A 17,194-nucleotide genomic window follows, 5' to 3' on the forward strand; every position below is an offset into this window, starting at 1 on the left:
ACGGCACCGGCGCCACCGAGGTGCACGCCCTGCGCGGCGTCGACCTGTCCGTGTACCCCGGCGAACTCGTCGCCGTCATGGGCCCCTCGGGCTCCGGCAAGTCCACGCTGCTCACCCTCGCCGGCGGCCTCGACATGCCGACCAGCGGCCGCGTCCTCGTCGAGGGCACCGACATCACCACCGCGAGCCGCAGCCGACTCGCGGCCCTGCGCCGCCGCAGCATCGGATACGTCTTCCAGGACTACAACCTGATCCCGGCCCTCACCGCCGCCGAGAACATCGCCCTGCCCCTCGAACTCGACGGGGTCGCGGCCCGCAAGGCGCGCACCAGCGCGCTGGCCGCCCTCGACGAGATGGGGCTGCGGGCGACCGCCGACCGGTTCCCGGACGAGATGTCCGGCGGCCAGCAGCAGCGCGTGGCCATCGCCCGCGCCCTGGTCGGCGACCGCCGCCTGGTCCTCGCCGACGAGCCCACCGGCGCCCTCGACTCCGAGACCGGCGAATCCGTCCTCGCCCTGCTCCGGTCGCGCTGCGACGCGGGCGCCGCCGGCATCCTCGTCACCCACGAACCGCGGTTCGCCGCCTGGGCGGACCGCGTGGTCTTCCTGCGCGACGGCAACGTCGTCGACTCCACACTGCGCAGCCACGCCGAATCGCTGCTGCCGGGGCAGGCGGGCGGCCGGTGAAGGCGTACCACTCCTGGGTCGCGGCCCTCCGCATAGCCCGGCGCGACGCCTGGCGCGCCAAGGGCCGCAGCTTCCTCGTCCTCGCGATGATCGCCCTGCCGATCATCGGTGTCAGCGCCGCGGACGTCACCCTGCGCAGCTCGGAGCTCTCGCCCGCCGAGGCGGTCAGCCGCAAGATCGGCGCTGCCGACGCCCTGCTGACCTCCTCCGGCATCGGCGCGGCCATCCACCAACGGCCCGACGGGGACGGCTACACGGCCGCGGCCGACCACGCGGTCCAGCCTCCCCCGGAGCCCGGGACCGACCGCGCGAAGTCCGCGGTACCCGCCGGAGCCGAGATACTGAAGATCAGCACCGGCCACACCAAGATCCGCAGCCGGTACGGGCTGCTGCAGACCGAGCTGCGCGAGGTCGACACCGCCGACCCCCTGGTCAAGGGCATGATCGTCATGGACCGCGGGCGGACGCCCGAGGAGGCCGGCGAGGTCGTCGCCACCAACGCCTTCCTGGAGGCCTCCGGGCTCTTCGTGGGCTCGCAGTTCACCCCCCGCGGCTCTGCCACGTGGTACCGGATCGTCGGCGCGTACGAGCTCCCCTCCGACCTGAAGAAGGTCGAGATCACCGCCCCGCCCGGCACCCTGCTCGCCCCGCTCGACAAGGAGCTGCGGGCCGCCGGGGTGCCCGGAGTGGTCGCCGACGACTCCTACCTCGTGAAGACCGGGCCCGGTGGTTTCACGTGGAACATGGTCAAGGAGGCCAACACCAAGGGCGTCGTCGTCCACTCCCGGGCCGTCGCCCTCGACCCGCCCGCGCGGTCCGACGTCCCCCTGTTCGCGCAGATGGACAGCAGGGGCGAACGCGACTTCGGGTCGCTGCCGGCCAGTGAGACGGCCATCCTCGCCACCGTCGTCGGCCTCGCCATGCTGGAGATCTGCCTGCTCGCCGGCCCCGCCTTCGCGGTCGGCGCCCGCCGCTCGCGCCGCCAGCTCGGCCTCGTCGGCGCCAACGGGGGCGACCGGCGCCACATCCGGGCCATCGTCCTCTCCGGGGGCCTCGTCATCGGCGCCGCGGCCGCCGTCGTCGGCACCACGGCCGGCATCCTCCTCACGGTCGCGCTGCAGCCGCTGCTGGAAGAGCACATCGGCGTCCGCTTCGGCAGCTTCGACCTCCGGCCCCTGGAACTCCTCGGCATCGCCGTGCTCGCCGTCCTCACCGGCCTGCTCGCGGCCGTGGTCCCCGCGTTCACCGCCTCCCGGGAGACGGTCCTGTCCTCGCTGACCGGGCGGCGCGGCATCCGCCGGGCCAACCGCGTACTGCCCTTCGCCGGGCTCGCGGCCGTCGCCCTCGGCGCGGCCATCGCCCTCTACGGCACGACCGCCGACGCGGGCGCCACCGTCGTCGCCGGAGGAAGCGCGCTCGCCGAGCTCGGCGTCGTCGCCCTCACCCCCGTCCTCGTCGGACTGTTCGGCCGGACGGGACGCTGGCTGCCGCTCTCGCCCCGGCTCGCCCTGCGCGACGCCGTCCGCAACCGGGGCCGCACCGCGCCCGCCGTGGCCGCCGTGCTCGCCGCCGTCGCCGGCACCGTCGCGCTGGCCACGTACCAGCAGAGCAGCGAGGCGCAGCAGCGCGCCGCATACGTCGCGCGGCTGCCGGCCGGCTCCGGCAAGGTGGAGCTGCACGATTCAGGGCACCAGAAGTCCATGGGCGCCGTCCGCCAGGCCGTCAGCCGGGAACTCCCCGTCGCCCTGCGGGCGGACGTGGACCGCGTGCAGGTCGGTGCGCCCGGCTGCGAGCGGATCACGGGACCGGGCGCCTGCGGCCGGGCCCAGATCGTCCGGCCGAAGGACCAGCGCTGCCCCCTCTGGGAGGACGGGGACCGCGACTTCACCCCGGCGCAAACCAAGGAGCTGCGCCGGGACTGGCGGTGCATCACGTCGCGGCACGGCGGCATGTACGAGTTGGTCGTCGCCGACGAGAAGCTGCTGACCGCGCTCGCCGTGACCGACCCGGGCACGGTTGCCGCGCTGAAGTCCGGCAAGGCCGTCTCCTTCGAACCGCGCGACGTCAAGGACGGCAAGGCCACCGTCCGGCTCATCACCTCCGAGGCCGAGCGCGCGTTCACCGGGGAGGGCGAGCCGCCCGGCGAGGACAGGGTGTTCCCCGTGCACCAGGCGCCCGCGGGCACCAACGGCTACGGCATCTCCCTGGTCCTGCCGCCCTCCGCCGTGCATGCCGCCGGCCTCGCCACCCAGCCGTCCGCCTCGTACTTCACGCTGGACGGGAAGCCGACGCAGCGGCAGCGGCAGCAGCTGGCCGCCGAGATCGACCGGATCGGCGTGGAGGCGCCCGTCGACATCGAGTCCGGCTACGAACCCGAGGACACCACGGCCATGCTCGCGCTGACCGTCTTCGCCGCCCTCGTCACCGTCGGCGCCGCCGGCATCGCCACGGGCCTCGCGCAGACCGACGCCGAAGCCGACCTGAAGACCCTCTCCGCAGTCGGCGCACCCCCGCGGGTGCGGCGCACCCTCAGCGGCTTCCAGTGCGGCGTGGTGGCCCTCATGGGCGTCGTCCTGGGCACCGCCTCCGGCATCCTCCCCGCGGTCGCGCTGCGGCTCGCACAGCGGCGCGAGATCGCCGACATGGCGGAGGCCTCCGGGATCGGGGACGAGGTGCCGTTCGTGCCGATCGTGCTGCCGTGGGACACCTTCGCGGCGCTCCTCCTCCTGGTCCCGCTGGGCGCGGCCCTGCTCGCCGCCGCGGTGACCCGGTCCGCGGGCGGCATCGCCCGGCGCGCCGCCGGCTGACCCCCGCCGGCCCGCGCCGCACGGCCGGTGCCCCCGTACAGGGTGGATCACGCCCGTACGGGGGCACACCGTGTGTACACGCAGGTGTGCGAGAGAATGGCCGGCATGGAGATGCCGAGGAGTGAACGGTCGCAGGACAGTCCCCCGCACGTCCTGATCGTGGGACAGGACGGGATGGCGGTCGGCGGCGCCGATGACGAGTCGCGCGAGGTCCCGGTGACGGAGATGGTCGAACAGCCCGCCAAGGTCATGCGGATCGGCAGCATGATCAAGCAACTTCTGGAAGAAGTGCGCGCAGCACCTCTGGACGAGGCCAGCCGGGTCCGTCTGAAGGACATCCACGCGGCGTCGGTGAAGGAGCTGGAGGACGGCCTGGCTCCGGAGCTCGTCGAGGAACTGGAGCGCCTCTCCCTGCCGTTCACCGAGGAGGCCGTGCCCTCCGAAGCGGAACTGCGCATTGCGCAGGCGCAGTTGGTGGGCTGGCTGGAGGGCCTGTTCCACGGCATCCAGACCGCCCTGTTCGCGCAGCAGATGGCCGCGCGCGCGCAGTTGGAGCAGATGCGCCGCGCGCTGCCGGCCGGCGGCCAGCACGACGGCGAAGAGGACGGACCGCACGGCGCGGTCCGCTCCGGCCCCTACCTGTAGCCGGGCGGCGGCGCCGCGCCGCAGCCCCGCCGTGCCGGCCCGCGCCGGACGGTGCCGGCCCGTCCGCCGGCATCCCGCCCGGCGCGGGCGAGTGTCCGGGGCCGGGCGGCCGGGACGGCCGGAGCGCGGTCGGCCCCGGGTGGGCGGACCGGCCGCATCGCCGGGTCCGGCAAGTGCGGCTCCCGCCGCGGAACATGGTCCGCGCATACTCGTGGGCATGAGCTACGACGCGATCGTCCTCGCCGGCGGCGCCGCGCGGCGCCTCGGCGGAGCGGACAAGCCCGGGCTGCGCGTGGGCGGCCGCACGCTGCTCGACCGCGTCCTCGACGCCTGCCCCGACGCCGCGGCCACCGTGGTGGTCGGCGGCCGCCGGCCCACGGCCCGGCCCGTCTCCTGGGCCTTGGAGAGCCCGCCCGGCGCGGGCCCCGTCGCCGCGCTCGACGCCGGGCTGCGGCGCACCACCGCAGACACCGTCCTCGTCCTCTCCGCCGACCTGCCCTTCCTCGACCGGGGCACGGTCCGCGCCCTCCTCGGCCGGCTCGCCCCGCCCGCGGACGCGGAGGGCGCCCTGCTGCGCGACCGCGCCGGGCGGGACCAGCCGCTCGTCGCCGCGTACCGGGCGGAGCCGCTGCGCCGCGAGATCGCCCTGCTGGCCGCCGAGCACGGCACCCTCACCGGGCTGCCGCTGCGCGCGCTGACCGCCGAACTGGAACTGGCCCACGTGACGGATACTGGGCCACTCGCCTCGTTCGACTGCGACACCTGGGACGATCTCGCATCCGCCCGCGCCACGATCAGGGAGCATGGGAACGTGCTGGACCAATGGATCACCGCTGCCAAGGCCGAGCTCGGCATCGACATCGACGTCGACACCAAGGCCCTGCTCGACCTCGCCCGGGACGCCGCCCACGGCGTCGCCCGGCCCGCCGCCCCCCTGACGACCTTCCTCGTCGGCTATGCGGCGGCGCGCGCCGAGGCCGCGGGGGCGGACCCGGCCGCCGCCCTGGCCGAGGCCCTCGGCAAGGCCGCCGCGCTCGCGCAGCAGTGGGCCGCCGAGGCCGGGACCGGGGAGAACGGGGCGGCCCCGCAATGACGCCCACGGACTCCGACCACGCCATGCGGGCCCTCGACGAGGCGCTCGCCCTGGTCAACCCCGCCCCCGCCGGAGCCGGCGGGAGCGGCCCCGCAGGATCGGGCGGCTCCGGCGGCGGCCGGCACCGGGCAGCCGCCTGGCCCCAGGCCCGCGACGCCGCCGCCCGCGCCGGCTCCGGCGTCCGGCCGCGCACCCGCCGCGTCCCCCTCGCGGACGCCCTCGGCGAGGTCCTCGCCGCACCCCTGGACGCCCTCACCGACCTGCCGTCCTTCGACACCTCCGCCATGGACGGGTGGGCTGTCGCCGGCCCCGGACCCTGGGCCGTCCGCGCCGACGGCGGCGTGCTCGCGGGCTCCGGGCGGCCCGAGCCCCTGGCCGACGGCGAGGCCGTGCGGATCGCCACCGGCGCCCGGATCCCCGCCGACACCACCGCCGTCCTGCGCAGCGAGCACTCCCGCGAGGCCGGCGGGCAGCTCTACGCCGACCGGCCCGTCACCACCGGCCAGGACATCCGCCCCCGCGGCCAGGAGTGCCGCTCCGGCGATCTGCTGCTGCCTGCCGGCTCACTGGTCACCCCGGCCGTCCTGGGACTCGCCGCGGCCGCCGGGTACGACGAGCTCGCCACCCGGCCCCGGCCCCGCGTCGAGGTGCTGGTCCTCGGCGACGAGCTGCTGACGGAGGGGCTCCCGCACGACGGCCTGATCCGCGACGCCCTCGGCCCCATGCTCGGCCCCTGGCTGGAGCGGCTCGGCGCCGAGGTCACCGGTACCCGCCGGATCGGGGACGACGACGCCGGCGCCGAGGCACTGCTGGAGGCCGTCACCGGCTCGGAGGCCGATGTCGTCGTCACCACCGGCGGCACCGCCTCCGGCCCCGTCGACCACGTCCACCCGGTCCTGCGCCGGGCCGGCGCCGAGCTGCTCGTCGACGGGGTGGCCGTACGGCCCGGGCACCCCATGCTGCTGGCCCGCCTCGGCGGCCCCGCCGACGGCCGGCACGTGGTGGGCCTGCCCGGCAACCCGCTCGCCGCCGTCTCCGGCCTGCTGACCCTCGCCGACCCCCTGCTGCGGGCCCTGGCGGGCCGCCGCCGGCGGCCCCGCTACGGGGCGCCCGTCCAGGGCGACGTGCCGGGCCACCCGTACGACACCCGGCTCGTCCCGGTCCGGCTGACCGACGAGCACGCCGTGCCGCTGCGCTACAACGGGCCCGCGATGCTGCGCGGCATCGCCGCCGCCGACGCGCTGGCCGTCGTCCCGCCGCACGGTGCGCGGTCGGGCCAGGAGCTGGAGATCCTCGACCTGCCGTGGGTCTCGGGAGGATGTTTCACGTGAAACTGCCCGGCCATGACGCCATGGCGCGCGCGGCGGACGAGAAGCTCGTCTCACGCCGGATCAAACTGCCGCGCCCCGTGGTGGACAAACCGATTCGCCAGGTCGCCAAGCGGCTGCTGATGGCGCTGTTCGTGCTCCTCCTGACGGTGCTGATCGTCTGGCTCGACCGTGCGGGCTACCACGACAACGCCAACGAGACGGTCGACCTGCTCGACTGCTTCTACTACGCGACGGTGACCCTGTCGACGACGGGCTACGGCGACATCGTCCCGTACAGCGACAGCGCCCGCCTGGTCAACATCCTGCTGATCACGCCGCTGCGGGTGCTGTTCCTGATCATCCTGGTGGGAACCACCCTGGAAGTGCTCACGGAGCGCACCAGGGAAGAGTGGCGGCTGAGCCGCTGGAGGAAGAACTTGCGCGATCACACGGTCGTGGTCGGCTTCGGCACGAAGGGCCGCTCGGCCCTGCAGACGCTGCTGGCCACCGGCCTCCAGAAGGAGCAGGTCGTCATCGTCGACCCCAGCTCCAAGGTCATCGACATCGCCAACTCCGAAGGCCTCACGGGCGTCGTGGGCGACGCGACCCGCTCGGACGTCCTGCGGCGCGCGGAGCTCCAGAAGGCGCGCCAGGTCGTCATCGCCACCCAGCGCGACGACACCGCTGTCCTGGTCGCGCTGACGGCCCGCCAGCTGAACCGCGGCGCCAAGATCGTCGCCGCGGTCCGCGAGGAGGAGAACGCCCCCCTGCTGCGCCAGTCGGGCGCCGACGCGGTCATCACCAGCGCGAGCGCGGCCGGCCGGCTGCTCGGGCTGTCGGTGCTGAGCCCCAGCTCCGGCGAGGTGATGGAGGACCTCATCCAGCAGGGCAGCGGCCTGGACCTGGTCGAGCGGCCCGTGAAGAAGTCCGAGGTCGGCAAGGGGGTGCGGGAGACCGAGGACCTCGTGGTCAGCGTGCTGCGCGGGCACCGGCTGCTGCCGTACACCGACCCGCATGCCAGCCCCCTCCAGCTGACCGACCGCCTGATCACCATCGTGCGCGCCGCCCCGGCGGCCCAGCCCCCGATCAGCCTCGGCCCGGCCGACTGAGCGCACCGCTGCACGGACCGGCCCGGGGCGGCGCCTTGGCGTACGCTCCGGGCCATGCATGCGATCACGATCGAGCAGCCCGGCGGTCCCGAGGCCCTCGTCTGGGACCGGGCACCCGACCCGGTGGCGGGCGAGGGAGAGGTCCTCGTCGACGTCGCCGCGAGCGCGGTGAACCGCGCCGACCTCCTCCAGCGGCAGGGCTTCTACGACCCGCCGCCCGGCACCTCCCCGCACCCCGGACTGGAGTGCTCGGGGCGGATCGCCGCCGTCGGGCCCGGCGTGTCCGGCTGGGCCGTCGGCGACGAGGTGTGCGCCCTCCTCAGCGGCGGCGGCTACGCGGAGCGGGTCGCCGTCCCCGCGGGCCAGCTGCTGCCGGTCCCGGCGGGGACCGACCTGGCGACGGCCGCAGCCCTGCCCGAGGCAGCCTGCACCGTCTGGTCGAACCTCTTCATGGTCGCCCACCTGCGCCCCGGCGAGACCGTGCTGGTGCACGGCGGCGCGAGCGGCATCGGCACCATGGCGATCCAGCTGGCGAAGGCCGCCGGGGCGACGGTGGCGGTCACGGCGGGCAGCCCCGAGAAGCTCGCCCGATGCAAGGAGCTCGGCGCCGACGTCCTGATCGACTACCGGACGCAGGACTTCGCGGCGGAGGTGAAGGCCGCGACCGGCGGCGCCGGGGCCGACGTCGTCCTGGACATCATCGGTGCCAAGTACCTCGCGCGGAACGTCGACGCCCTCGCCGTGAGCGGGCGGCTCGTCGTGATCGGCCTCCAGGGCGGCGTGAAGGCCGAGCTGAACCTGGGCGCACTGCTCGCCAAGCGGGCCGCGGTCGCCGGGACGACGCTGCGCGCGCGTCCGCGGGAGGAGAAGGCCGCGATCGTCGCGGCCGTACGGGAGCACGTTTGGCCGCTGGTGGAGGCGGGCCGCGTACGGCCCGTCGTCCACACCGTGCTGCCGATGCGCGAGGCCGCCGAGGCGCACCGGCTGGTGGAGTCCGGCGCCCACGTCGGCAAGGTGCTGCTGGCCGTGTGACCCCGCCGCGCACCGCGGCGGAGCCGGACGGCCGGGCGCGTCGGCGCGCCGGTCCGGGCGGTCTGACCCCCGCCCGGACCGGCTGCCCCGCCCGCGGGCGGGCCTACAGGGTGCGCAGCAGCACCGCCGGGTTCTCCACGCAGTCGGCGACGTACCGGAGGAAGCCGCCCGCCGTGCCGCCGTCGCACACCCGGTGGTCGAAGGTGAAGGACAGCTGCACGACCTGGCGGACGGCGAGCTCGCCCCGGTGCACCCACGGCTTGGGGGTGATCCGGCCGACCCCGAGCATGGCGGCCTCCGGGTGGTTGATGATCGGCGTGGAGCCGTCCACCCCGAACACCCCGTAGTTGTTCAGGGTGAAGGTGCCGCCCGTCAGGTCGGACGGGGCGAGCTTCCCGGTGCGCGTCAGCTCGGTCAGCCGCGCGAACTCCGCCGTCAGCGACTCGGCGTTGCGCTCGTGGGCGTCGCGGACGACCGGGACGACCAGGCCGCGCTCCGTCTGGGCGGCGAAGCCCAGGTGCACGGAGGGCAGGCGGACGATCTCGTTCGCCGCCAGGTCCACCGTGGAGTTGAGCTCCGGGTACCGGGCCAGCGCCGCCGTGCAGATCCGGGCCAGCATGCCCAGCACCGAGACCTTCGGGCCGCCTGCGGCGTTCATCGCCGCGCGCGCCGCCATCAGCTCGGTCGCATCGGCGTCCACCCAGCAGGTGGCGTCCGGGATCTCGCGCCGGCTGCGCGAGAGCTTGTCGGCGACCGCGCCGCGCAGCCCCTTGAGCGGGATCCGCTCGGCGCCGGCCGGCGCCGCGGCGGCGGCCGGAGCGGCAGCGGGAGCGGCAGGGGCGGCGGCCGGCACACGGAGCGCCGCCTCGACGTCCGCGCGCAGGATCAGGCCGTCGGGCCCGGACCCGGTCAGGGCCCGCAGGTCGATTCCGTTGTCGCGGGCCAGCTTGCGCACCAGCGGCGAGATGACCGGCACCGGCCCGGCGGGCCGGAAGGCCGGAGCGGGAGGCGCGGCCGGGGCGGCCACGGCCGCGGGGGCGGCGGGAGCGGGGGCCGGAGCCGCGGAGGCGGGTCGCACCCGCCTCCGACGCGCCGTGCGCGAGTGGTCCGTGCCGTAGCCGACCAGGACGTTGCCCGAACCGGACTCCTCCGGCTCCTGCACCGTGCCCGCGCCGGCCGCGTCACCCGCGCCCGCACCCACCGCCACCGTGATCAGCGGTGCTCCGACGGGGAGTTCCGTGCCCTCCTCCCCGAAGCGGGCGGTGACGACACCGCCGTAGGGGCACGGCACTTCCACCATCGCCTTGGCCGTTTCGACCTCGACCACCGGCTGGTCGACGGCGACGACGTCGCCGACCGCGACCAGCCAGCGGACGATCTCGGCCTCGGTCAGTCCCTCCCCGAGGTCGGGGAGCTTGAACTCCATTACCTGCGCCATCAGTTCTCCCACTGGAGGCGGGCCACGGTGTCCAGGATCCGGTCCACACCGGGCAGGTGGTGCTTCTCCAGCATCGGCGGCGGGTACGGGATGTCGAAGCCCGTCACGCGCAGCACCGGCGCCTCCAGGTGGTGGAAGCACTTCTCCTGGATGCGGGCGGCGATCTCCGCGCCGGGTCCGCCGAAGCCGTTCGCCTCGTGGACGATCACGGCGCGCCCGGTGCGGCGCACCGAGGCGACGACCGCCTCCTCGTCGAACGGCACCAGCGAGCGCAGGTCCAGGACCTCCAGGTCCCAGCCCTCCTCGCGTGCCGCCTCGGCCGCCTCCAGGCACACGGGCAGCGACGGCCCGTATGTGATCAGCGTGGCGCCGGTGCCGGCGCGGCGGACGAGCGCCTTGCCGATGCCCGGCACGCCGGCCGGGGCCTCGGGGTTCCAGTCGGCCTTCGACCAGTAGAGCCGCTTCGGCTCCATGAAGACGACCGGGTCGTCGCTGGCGATGGACGCGCGCAGCAGCCCGTAGGCGTCCTCGACGGTCGCCGGGGTCACCACGTGCAGCCCGGGGGTGGCCGTGTAGTACGCCTCGGAGGAGTCGCTGTGGTGCTCGACGCCGCCGATGCCGCCGCCGTAGGGCACGCGGATGGTGATCGGCAGGGGCATCGCGCCGCGGGTGCGGTTGCGCATCCGCGCCACGTGCGAGATGAGCTGCTCGAACGCCGGGTAGGCGAACGCGTCGAACTGCATCTCCACGACCGGCCGCAGGCCGTACATGGCCATGCCGACCGCCGTGCCCAGGATGCCGGCCTCGGCGAGCGGGGTGTCCGTGCAGCGGTCCTCGCCGAACTCCTTCGCCAGCCCGTCGGTGATGCGGAAGACGCCGCCGAGGGTGCCGACGTCCTCGCCCATCACGTGCACGGCCGGGTCCGCGGCCATCGCGTCGCGCATGGCCCGGTTCAGGGCCTGCGCCATCGTCGCGGGCTTCGCCGCCACCGTCGTCACGACTGCTCCTCCGCGTCGAGCTCGGCGCGCAGCATGTCCGCCTGCTCGCGCAGCCGGCCGGTCTGCTCCGCGTAGACGTGCGCGAAGATGTCCATCGGGTTCAGGACCGGGTCGGCGTTCATCCGCTCGCGCAGGTCGGCGGCCATCTCCTCGGCGGCGTCCTTGGCCGCCTGGACGGCCTGCTCGTCCAGGATCCCGCGGGCGGTCAGCTCGCGCTCCAGCAGTGCCACGGGGTCGTGCGCCTTCCATGCCTCGACCTCGGCGTCCCCGCGGTAGCGGGTCGCGTCGTCGGCGTTCGTGTGGGCTTCGATGCGGTAGGTGACGGCCTCGACCAGGGTCGGTCCGCCGCCCGAGCGGGCCCGTCGCACGGCCTCCGACAGCACCTCGTGGACGGCGGCGACGTCGTTGCCGTCGACCAGGCGGCCGGGCATGCCGTAGCCGACGGCCTTGTGCGCAAGGGTCGGGGCGGCCGTCTGCTTGGACAGCGGGACGGAGATCGCGAAGCCGTTGTTCTGGACGAGGAAGACCACCGGGGCCTTCCAGACGGCCGCGAAGTTCAGGGCCTCGTGGAAGTCGCCCTCGCTGGTTCCGCCGTCGCCGACCATGGCGAGCGCCACCACGTCGTCGCCGCGCAGCCTGGCCGCGTGGGCCAGGCCGACCGCGTGCGGCAGCTGGGTGGCCAGCGGGGTGCTGAGGGGGGCGATGCGGTGCTCGCGCGGGTCGTAGCCGGTGTGCCAGTCGCCGCGCAGCAGGGTCAGCGCCTGGACGGGGTCCAGGCCGCGCGCCACGGCCGCCAGGGTGTCGCGGTAGCTCGGGAAGAGCCAGTCCTGCTCCTGGAGGACCAGGGCGGCCGCGATCTCGCAGGCCTCCTGGCCGACGGTGGAGGGGTAGACGGCGAGCCGGCCCTGCCGGGTCAGCGCGGTGGCCTGCGCGTTGTAGCGGCGGCCGCGGACCAGTTCCGCGTGGAAGCGGCGCATCAGGTCGGCGTCGAGCTCCTCCGCGGCCGGCGTGCCCAGCACCCGGTACGGCTCGGGGTCCGGGAGCAGCGGAGCGGCGTCCGTACGGGGCCTCCAGGCGGGCGGCGGGGTCGACCGGTGGGACGCACCTGCGCCGGGCAGCTCTTGGACCGTCATGGCGGCGTACACCTCCTCTTGGGAAGCGGGCTGGGGTACCGCCCAGCGGGTGGGCTGGGGGGAGGGACGCGGCCACGGGTGTGAGGCGCCTCACCAACCGATTGTTCGGTCGATGGCGCAATTTGGCTACAGGCGGGTGCAGGCTGTGGACAAAGTGGCGCCGGGGCCCTGGGATGGATGCAGGACGTCCAGGACAGGGAGGCAGTGGGCAATGCCGGATGAACAAATGGCCGCGGCGGGCTCCGCAGCGGGATCCGCACCCGACCCGGCAGGAGGTGCCGCTCCCGCCCCTCAGGCCCCTCCCCGCCCACTGGACCCCATCGACCGTTCGATCATGCGGCTGCTCCAGGCGGACGGACGGGCGTCCATACGGTCGGTCGCCGAGCAGGTGCACGTGTCCCGGGCCAACGCCTACGCCCGTATCAACCGGCTCATCGACGACGGCGTGATCCGCGGGTTCACGGCGCGCGTCAACCACGAGCGGGCGGGCCAGGGCGCCTCCGCCTACATCACGCTGAAGATCGTGCAGAACTCTTGGCGGACGGTCCGCGAGAAGCTCCGCGAGCTGCCCGGCGCGGCCCACATCGCGCTGGTCAGCGGCGATTTCGACGTCCTGCTGCTGGTTCACACGCCCGACAACCGCACGCTGCGCGAACTGGTCCTCACCCGCCTCCAGGCGATCCCGGAGGTGCTCTCGACGCGCACCCTGCTGGTCTTCGAGGAGACCGACCTGCTCGACGCGGGCCCCGGCGGCGGCGCCCGGGCCATCGCAGAGGAGTAGCCGCGCCCTGCCGGCCCCGCCGGCCCCGCCGGCCCCGCGCCGGACGCGGCGGCGCCCCGGAGGCGGCCTTGCGGGCCTGCCTCCGGGGCGCCGGTCACGGGGTCACTTCGTCTCGTAGTACCCGAACATGTCGACGATCAGGTCGATGTCGCCGAAGCTCTGGTTCCACAGGTCGATGGTGCCGTTGGTGCCGCCGGAGCTCGCCTGCACCAGGTTCGGGACCGTCTTGCCCGGCGTGAAGTTGAGCGACGAGGACCGCGGGGGGTCCTGCCAGACGGCCGTGCCGTCGAAGTAGGACGCCGGCGCGTTGACGTCGGGGGCGACGGAGAGGAAGCCGCTGTCGCGGGTGTTGGTCACCGTCGTGTTCAGCACGTACCCGGCGATGCCCTCCTCCTTGTGGGAGATGGCCATCCAGATGTAGTCCTGGCCGGCCAGCGGGCCGCTGCCCCACTCGCGGGTGTCCAGGCGGCGGTGCGGGGCGACGGCCATGAAGGCGCCCGAGCTGTCGGGGCTGTAGTAGCCGACCACGTCGACGATGACGTCGACGCCCGCCCAGGCGCCGTTCATGACGCTGATCCGGCCGTCGGAGCCGACCGGGACGATCACCGAGTTGGCGATGGTCTGCCCGGCCGTGAAGTTCACGTTCGAGGTGTTCGGGGCCGCCTGGCCGCTCGGGTAGACGGTCAGGTGGCCGGCCTCGCGCGGGCCGGTCGCCGTCACGTTCAGCGCCACGGCGGTGGCGTTCGAGGGCACGTACAGGCCGCCGAGCTGGGTCGAGAAGCTGCCCCGGCCGGGGACCTGGCCGCGGGGCGCGCCGAGGCCGGAGCGGGTGTCGACGGTGCGGACCGGCGTCATCGGCGTGTAGCCGCTGGAGGCACTGCGGCTGAAGTAGCCGGTGACGTCGGCGATGAGGTCCACCGCCTCCCAGCCGCCGTTGTACAGCTCGACGGTGCCGTCCTTGCCGACCGGCACGATCACCATGTTGGGGACGGTCTGGCCGGCCTCGAAGTTGAGGTTCGAGGTGGCCGGGCGCTGGCCGCCGCCGGGGAAGGCGGTGACGTGGCCGCCCGTGGCGGTGTTGGTGACGGTGACGTTCAGTGCGACCGCGGTGGCACCGGCCGGGATCTTCGCGTTCCCGGCGATCTTCACCCGGGTGGAGGTGTAGGGCGCGACCTTGCCGCCGCCGGTACGGGTGTCCAGCAGGCGGGTCGGGGTGTGCGGCGTGAAGTCCGAGCCGCTGGTCGAGAGCGGGACCTCGTTGACGACCTGGGCGTTGTTCGCGGCGTCGGTCACGGTGACCTTGACGTTGTACTCGCCCAGCTCGGCGTAGCGGTGCTGGCGCTTGACCTCCAAGCCGGGCAGGCCGTCGGCGGTCTCGGTGCTGCCGTCGCCCCAGTCGAAGGTGACCTTGAGGGTGGTGCCGGGGGCGCTCACGATCGCCGCCTGCAGCTCGACGCCGTGGGCGGTGGTGGTGCGGCCGTTCAGGACGACGGCCAGCTCCTCGTTCGCGGCCGGGGCGGGCTCCGCCTGCGCCGTGGCGTCGGACTGCGCGGTGGCGCCCGCCTTCGCGTCGGCGCCCGCCTTGCCCTTCGTACCGGGCAGTGCCTTGCGGACCGACCGCTCGGCCGGGCTGTGGAAGGTCTTCGCCTCGGGCTTGGCCAGCGGGCCCGCGTCCACGCCCCCGGCGGGCGCCCCCTTGGCCGCGGGTCGGGCGGGAGCGGCCTGTGCCGCTGCCGGCACCAGGACCGTTCCGAAGCTGGCCGCCACGGCGACGGCGGCGGATATGACAAGACGGCGGTTGCGCACCGGCCCCCCATGTTGATTTTTGAACACGCTCAGGATCGAGTCGGGCCCAGCGTACATGCCGCCGGGCCCTCTTGATCGCACAATTTTTCGGCCAAAAACCGCAGGCCGGACGGAAGGAGGCCGTCCGCTACGGCCGGGCGGTGCGCAGCCCGTCGAAGGCCATGTGGACGACCGCGTCGGCCAGCTGGCCGGGCGTGGTCCCCGGGTGCGGCCGGTACCACTCGACCAGCGAGTTCACCATGCCGAACAGCAGGCGCGTGGCCAGCCTGATGTCCACGTCCGCGCGCAGGTCGCCGTCCGCCGCGGCGGCCTTCAGCAGCTCCGCGACCTGGTGGTCGAACTCGCGGCGCCGCTCCAGCGCCCACCGCTCGGTCCGGGTGTTGCCCCGCACCCGCAGCAGCAGCGTCACGTACGGCAGCTCGTCGACCAGCACCTCGACGGTGCGCCGGGTCACGTACTCCACGCGCTCCACCGCGCGGCCGCGTACCGCGCCGGGTTCGTCGAGGACGGAGAACAGCCCGTCCAGGGCCCGGCTGACGGCGCGCTGCAGGAGCTCCTCCTTGCCCGCGACGTGGTGGTAGATCGAGGACTTCGAGATGCCCGCCGCCTTGGAGAGGTGCTCCATGGAGGTGCCGTCGTAGCCGCGCTCGTTGAAGACCTGGACCGCGACGGAGAGCAGGCTCTCCGGGGTGTAGGTGTCGCGCCTGGCGGTCGTCATGCGCCGTCCCCGTCCTGCCCGTCCGCGCCGTCCCCGGCCTCTTCGGCATCCGCCGCGTCCTCTGCGTAGCCGAGCTTGAACAGCGCCAGGGAGGGCGCGTACCGGCCGCCCGGGCAGCGCTCGTCCAGGTGGTGCAGCAGGTCGTAGGCCCAGTCGCGGCCGAGGCGGCGCTGCCATTCGGAGGGGCCGAGCGGGTAGTTCACGCCCAGCTTCATCGCGGTGTCGACGTCCTCGGCGGTGGCGACGCCCCGGGCGACGGCGTCCGCGGTGAGGTCGATCAGCATCGCGACCGTGCGGGCCACGATCATTCCGGGCACGTCGCCGATGACGGAGACCTGCTTGCCGAGCCGCTGGAAGAGGCCGACGGCCTCGGCGAGGGTGCGCTCGCTCGTGTCCGCCGAGGCGGACAGGGCGATCCGGGTGGCGCCGCGGTAGTCGGGCGAGAGGTCGAAGTAGACGACGTCGGTGAACTCGACGGACGTCCTGCCGTCGGCGAGGACCAGCTGGCCCTCGCCGGGCAGCTGGATGTACGGGCCGCCGCTGCCGGCGGCCGTGACGGCCACGCCCGCCTCCTCGATCAGGTCCACGAGCTCCGCGGCCGGCCCGAGGTCGCCGACGACGGCCACCTTCTCCGGCGCCTCCTCGGGCGCGGCGGTGTGCGGCTGCGGGAGCTCGGCGTCCGGCCCGTACGGGAACCAGCCGTGCCCCGACTTGCGGCCGAGGCGGCCCGACTGGACCAGGCGGCGCTGCGCGAGCGAGGGGTTGAACTTCGGGCTGCGGTGGAAGGACTCCCACACGGAGCGGGTGACGGCCTCGTTGACGTCCTGTCCGATCAGGTCGGTCAGCGCGAAGGGGCCCATCCGGAAGCCGCCGCACTCGCGGAGCACCGCGTCGATCGTGGCCGGGTCCGCGCCCTGCTCCTCGTACACGGCGAAGGCCTCGGCGTAGAAGGGCCGGGCGATCCGGTTGACGATGAAGCCGGGGGTGTCGGCGCAGCGCACCGGCGTCTTGCCCCAGCCGAGGACGGTGCGGTACGCGGACTCGGCGGCGGCCGGGTCGGTCGCGAAGCCGCTGACCACCTCGACGAGCGGGAGCAGCGGGGCCGGGTTGAAGAAGTGCAGGCCGAGGAAGCGGCCCGGGTGGGCGAGGCCGCCCGCGAGCTCGGTGACGGAGAGGGAGGAGGTGTTCGTGGCGAGCAGGGCGTCCGGTGCGACGACCTCCTCGAGCGCGGCGAACAGCGCCCGCTTGACGGCGGTGTCCTCGACGACGGCCTCGATGACCAGGGCGGCGTCCGCGAGGTCGGCGAGGGTGGCCGCCGATCCGATCCGGCCGACCGCGTCCGCGGCCTCGGCGCGCTCGATGCGGCCCTTGGCGGCCATCCGCTCCACGCGGTCCTGGACGATGCCGACGGCGTCGGCGGCGAGGCCGGCGTTGACGTCGTGGACCAGGACGCGGTGGCCCGCCATCAGGGCGACCTGGGCGATTCCCTGGCCCATGGTGCCGGCGCCGACGACCGCCACGGTGCGGGACCGCTCGATTGCTGTCATGTCCTGATCCTCCCGCACCGGGTTGTCCACAGGCCGGTCGGGCCCTCTTGTCCCGACCGATCGTTCGGTTACTCTAACTCCAGTCTGCTCG

At 74.5% G+C, this 17,194-nt stretch carries 14 protein-coding genes; 8 read left to right on the top strand and 6 right to left on the bottom strand.

The annotated features are described in order from the left end of the window. The 7 genes from IE170_RS02705 to IE170_RS02735 all read left to right on the top strand — a co-directional run. Window positions 1-686: ABC transporter ATP-binding protein (locus IE170_RS02705; protein WP_229884572.1), on the top strand; the 686-nt coding region annotated here is incomplete at its 5' end. Further along, on the top strand, window positions 683-3,493 hold the full coding sequence (locus IE170_RS02710) for an FtsX-like permease family protein (RefSeq protein WP_229884573.1): 2,811 nt from the start codon (window positions 683-685) through the stop codon (window positions 3,491-3,493). The genes IE170_RS02705 and IE170_RS02710, both read left to right, overlap by 4 nt. 105 nt (window positions 3,494-3,598) lie before the next feature. Beyond that, window positions 3,599-4,138, top strand: a complete 540-nt coding sequence (locus tag IE170_RS02715) for a bacterial proteasome activator family protein (protein WP_189807699.1) — start codon at window positions 3,599-3,601, stop codon at window positions 4,136-4,138. 217 nt (window positions 4,139-4,355) lie between these two features. After that, window positions 4,356-5,231: an NTP transferase domain-containing protein gene (locus tag IE170_RS02720; RefSeq protein WP_189807700.1), complete on the top strand. Its 876-nt coding sequence runs from the start codon at window positions 4,356-4,358 to the stop codon at window positions 5,229-5,231. Further along, on the top strand, window positions 5,228-6,562 hold the full coding sequence (locus IE170_RS02725; protein WP_189807701.1) for a molybdopterin molybdotransferase MoeA: 1,335 nt from the start codon (window positions 5,228-5,230) through the stop codon (window positions 6,560-6,562). Before IE170_RS02720 ends, IE170_RS02725 begins: the two co-directional genes overlap by 4 nt. Next, complete coding sequence (locus IE170_RS02730) at window positions 6,550-7,650, top strand: potassium channel family protein (RefSeq protein WP_189807702.1); 1,101 nt, start codon at window positions 6,550-6,552, stop codon at window positions 7,648-7,650. Before IE170_RS02725 ends, IE170_RS02730 begins: the two co-directional genes overlap by 13 nt. A 54-nt stretch (window positions 7,651-7,704) precedes the next feature. After that, window positions 7,705-8,682 carry an NAD(P)H-quinone oxidoreductase gene (locus tag IE170_RS02735; RefSeq protein WP_189807703.1) on the top strand — a complete coding sequence of 326 codons (978 nt, stop codon included), beginning with the start codon at window positions 7,705-7,707 and terminating at the stop codon, window positions 8,680-8,682. Window positions 8,683-8,785: 103 nt separating this feature from the next. On the opposite strand, the gene IE170_RS02740 is transcribed toward IE170_RS02735, so the two are convergent. From IE170_RS02740 to pdhA, 3 genes are read right to left on the bottom strand one after another with little or no spacing between them, the layout of a single operon-like run. Continuing rightward, window positions 8,786-10,120 carry a dihydrolipoamide acetyltransferase family protein gene (locus IE170_RS02740; protein WP_189807704.1) on the bottom strand — a complete coding sequence of 445 codons (1,335 nt, stop codon included), beginning with the start codon at window positions 10,118-10,120 and terminating at the stop codon, window positions 8,786-8,788. Further along, entirely contained in the window at window positions 10,120-11,118 is a 999-nt protein-coding gene (locus tag IE170_RS02745) for an alpha-ketoacid dehydrogenase subunit beta (protein ID WP_125540904.1), read from the bottom strand. Before IE170_RS02745 ends, IE170_RS02740 begins: the two co-directional genes overlap by 1 nt. Next, window positions 11,115-12,251 (bottom strand): pyruvate dehydrogenase (acetyl-transferring) E1 component subunit alpha, encoded by a 1,137-nt coding sequence (pdhA, locus tag IE170_RS02750; protein WP_189807705.1) that lies wholly within the window; start codon window positions 12,249-12,251, stop codon window positions 11,115-11,117. Before pdhA ends, IE170_RS02745 begins: the two co-directional genes overlap by 4 nt. A gap of 211 nt (window positions 12,252-12,462) precedes the next feature. Between pdhA and IE170_RS02755 the strand changes: the two genes are divergently transcribed. After that, window positions 12,463-13,032, top strand: a complete 570-nt coding sequence (locus IE170_RS02755) for an Lrp/AsnC family transcriptional regulator (protein WP_189807706.1) — start codon at window positions 12,463-12,465, stop codon at window positions 13,030-13,032. 102 nt (window positions 13,033-13,134) lie between these two features. On the opposite strand, the gene IE170_RS02760 is transcribed toward IE170_RS02755, so the two are convergent. From IE170_RS02760 to IE170_RS02770, 3 genes are all read right to left on the bottom strand, one after another. Further along, window positions 13,135-14,838 (bottom strand): PKD domain-containing protein, encoded by a 1,704-nt coding sequence (locus tag IE170_RS02760; RefSeq protein WP_189807707.1) that lies wholly within the window; start codon window positions 14,836-14,838, stop codon window positions 13,135-13,137. A gap of 127 nt (window positions 14,839-14,965) precedes the next feature. Continuing rightward, window positions 14,966-15,556, bottom strand: a complete 591-nt coding sequence (locus tag IE170_RS02765) for a TetR/AcrR family transcriptional regulator (protein WP_114053296.1) — start codon at window positions 15,554-15,556, stop codon at window positions 14,966-14,968. Further along, complete coding sequence (locus IE170_RS02770; protein ID WP_189807708.1) at window positions 15,553-17,103, bottom strand: 3-hydroxyacyl-CoA dehydrogenase; 1,551 nt, start codon at window positions 17,101-17,103, stop codon at window positions 15,553-15,555. Before IE170_RS02770 ends, IE170_RS02765 begins: the two co-directional genes overlap by 4 nt. Window positions 17,104-17,194 lie beyond the last annotated feature (91 nt).

Source organism: Streptomyces toxytricini (assembly GCF_014649915.1).
Taxonomy (GTDB): Bacteria; Actinomycetota; Actinomycetes; order Streptomycetales; family Streptomycetaceae; genus Streptomyces; species Streptomyces toxytricini.

Bases quoted from the DNA above. Each gene is read 5' to 3' on its own strand.
- IE170_RS02770 (WP_189807708.1), bottom strand. From the start codon at position 17,103: ATGACAGCAATCGAGCGGTCCCGCACCGTGGCGGTCGTCGGCGCCGGC.
- IE170_RS02720 (WP_189807700.1), top strand. From the start codon at position 4,356: ATGAGCTACGACGCGATCGTCCTCGCCGGCGGCGCCGCGCGGCGCCTC.
- IE170_RS02755 (WP_189807706.1), top strand. From the start codon at position 12,463: ATGCCGGATGAACAAATGGCCGCGGCGGGCTCCGCAGCGGGATCCGCA.
- IE170_RS02765 (WP_114053296.1), bottom strand. From the start codon at position 15,556: ATGACGACCGCCAGGCGCGACACCTACACCCCGGAGAGCCTGCTCTCC.
- IE170_RS02740 (WP_189807704.1), bottom strand. From the start codon at position 10,120: ATGGCGCAGGTAATGGAGTTCAAGCTCCCCGACCTCGGGGAGGGACTG.
- pdhA (WP_189807705.1), bottom strand. From the start codon at position 12,251: ATGACGGTCCAAGAGCTGCCCGGCGCAGGTGCGTCCCACCGGTCGACC.
- IE170_RS02725 (WP_189807701.1), top strand. From the start codon at position 5,228: ATGACGCCCACGGACTCCGACCACGCCATGCGGGCCCTCGACGAGGCG.
- IE170_RS02715 (WP_189807699.1), top strand. From the start codon at position 3,599: ATGGAGATGCCGAGGAGTGAACGGTCGCAGGACAGTCCCCCGCACGTC.
- IE170_RS02730 (WP_189807702.1), top strand. From the start codon at position 6,550: ATGTTTCACGTGAAACTGCCCGGCCATGACGCCATGGCGCGCGCGGCG.
- IE170_RS02735 (WP_189807703.1), top strand. From the start codon at position 7,705: ATGCATGCGATCACGATCGAGCAGCCCGGCGGTCCCGAGGCCCTCGTC.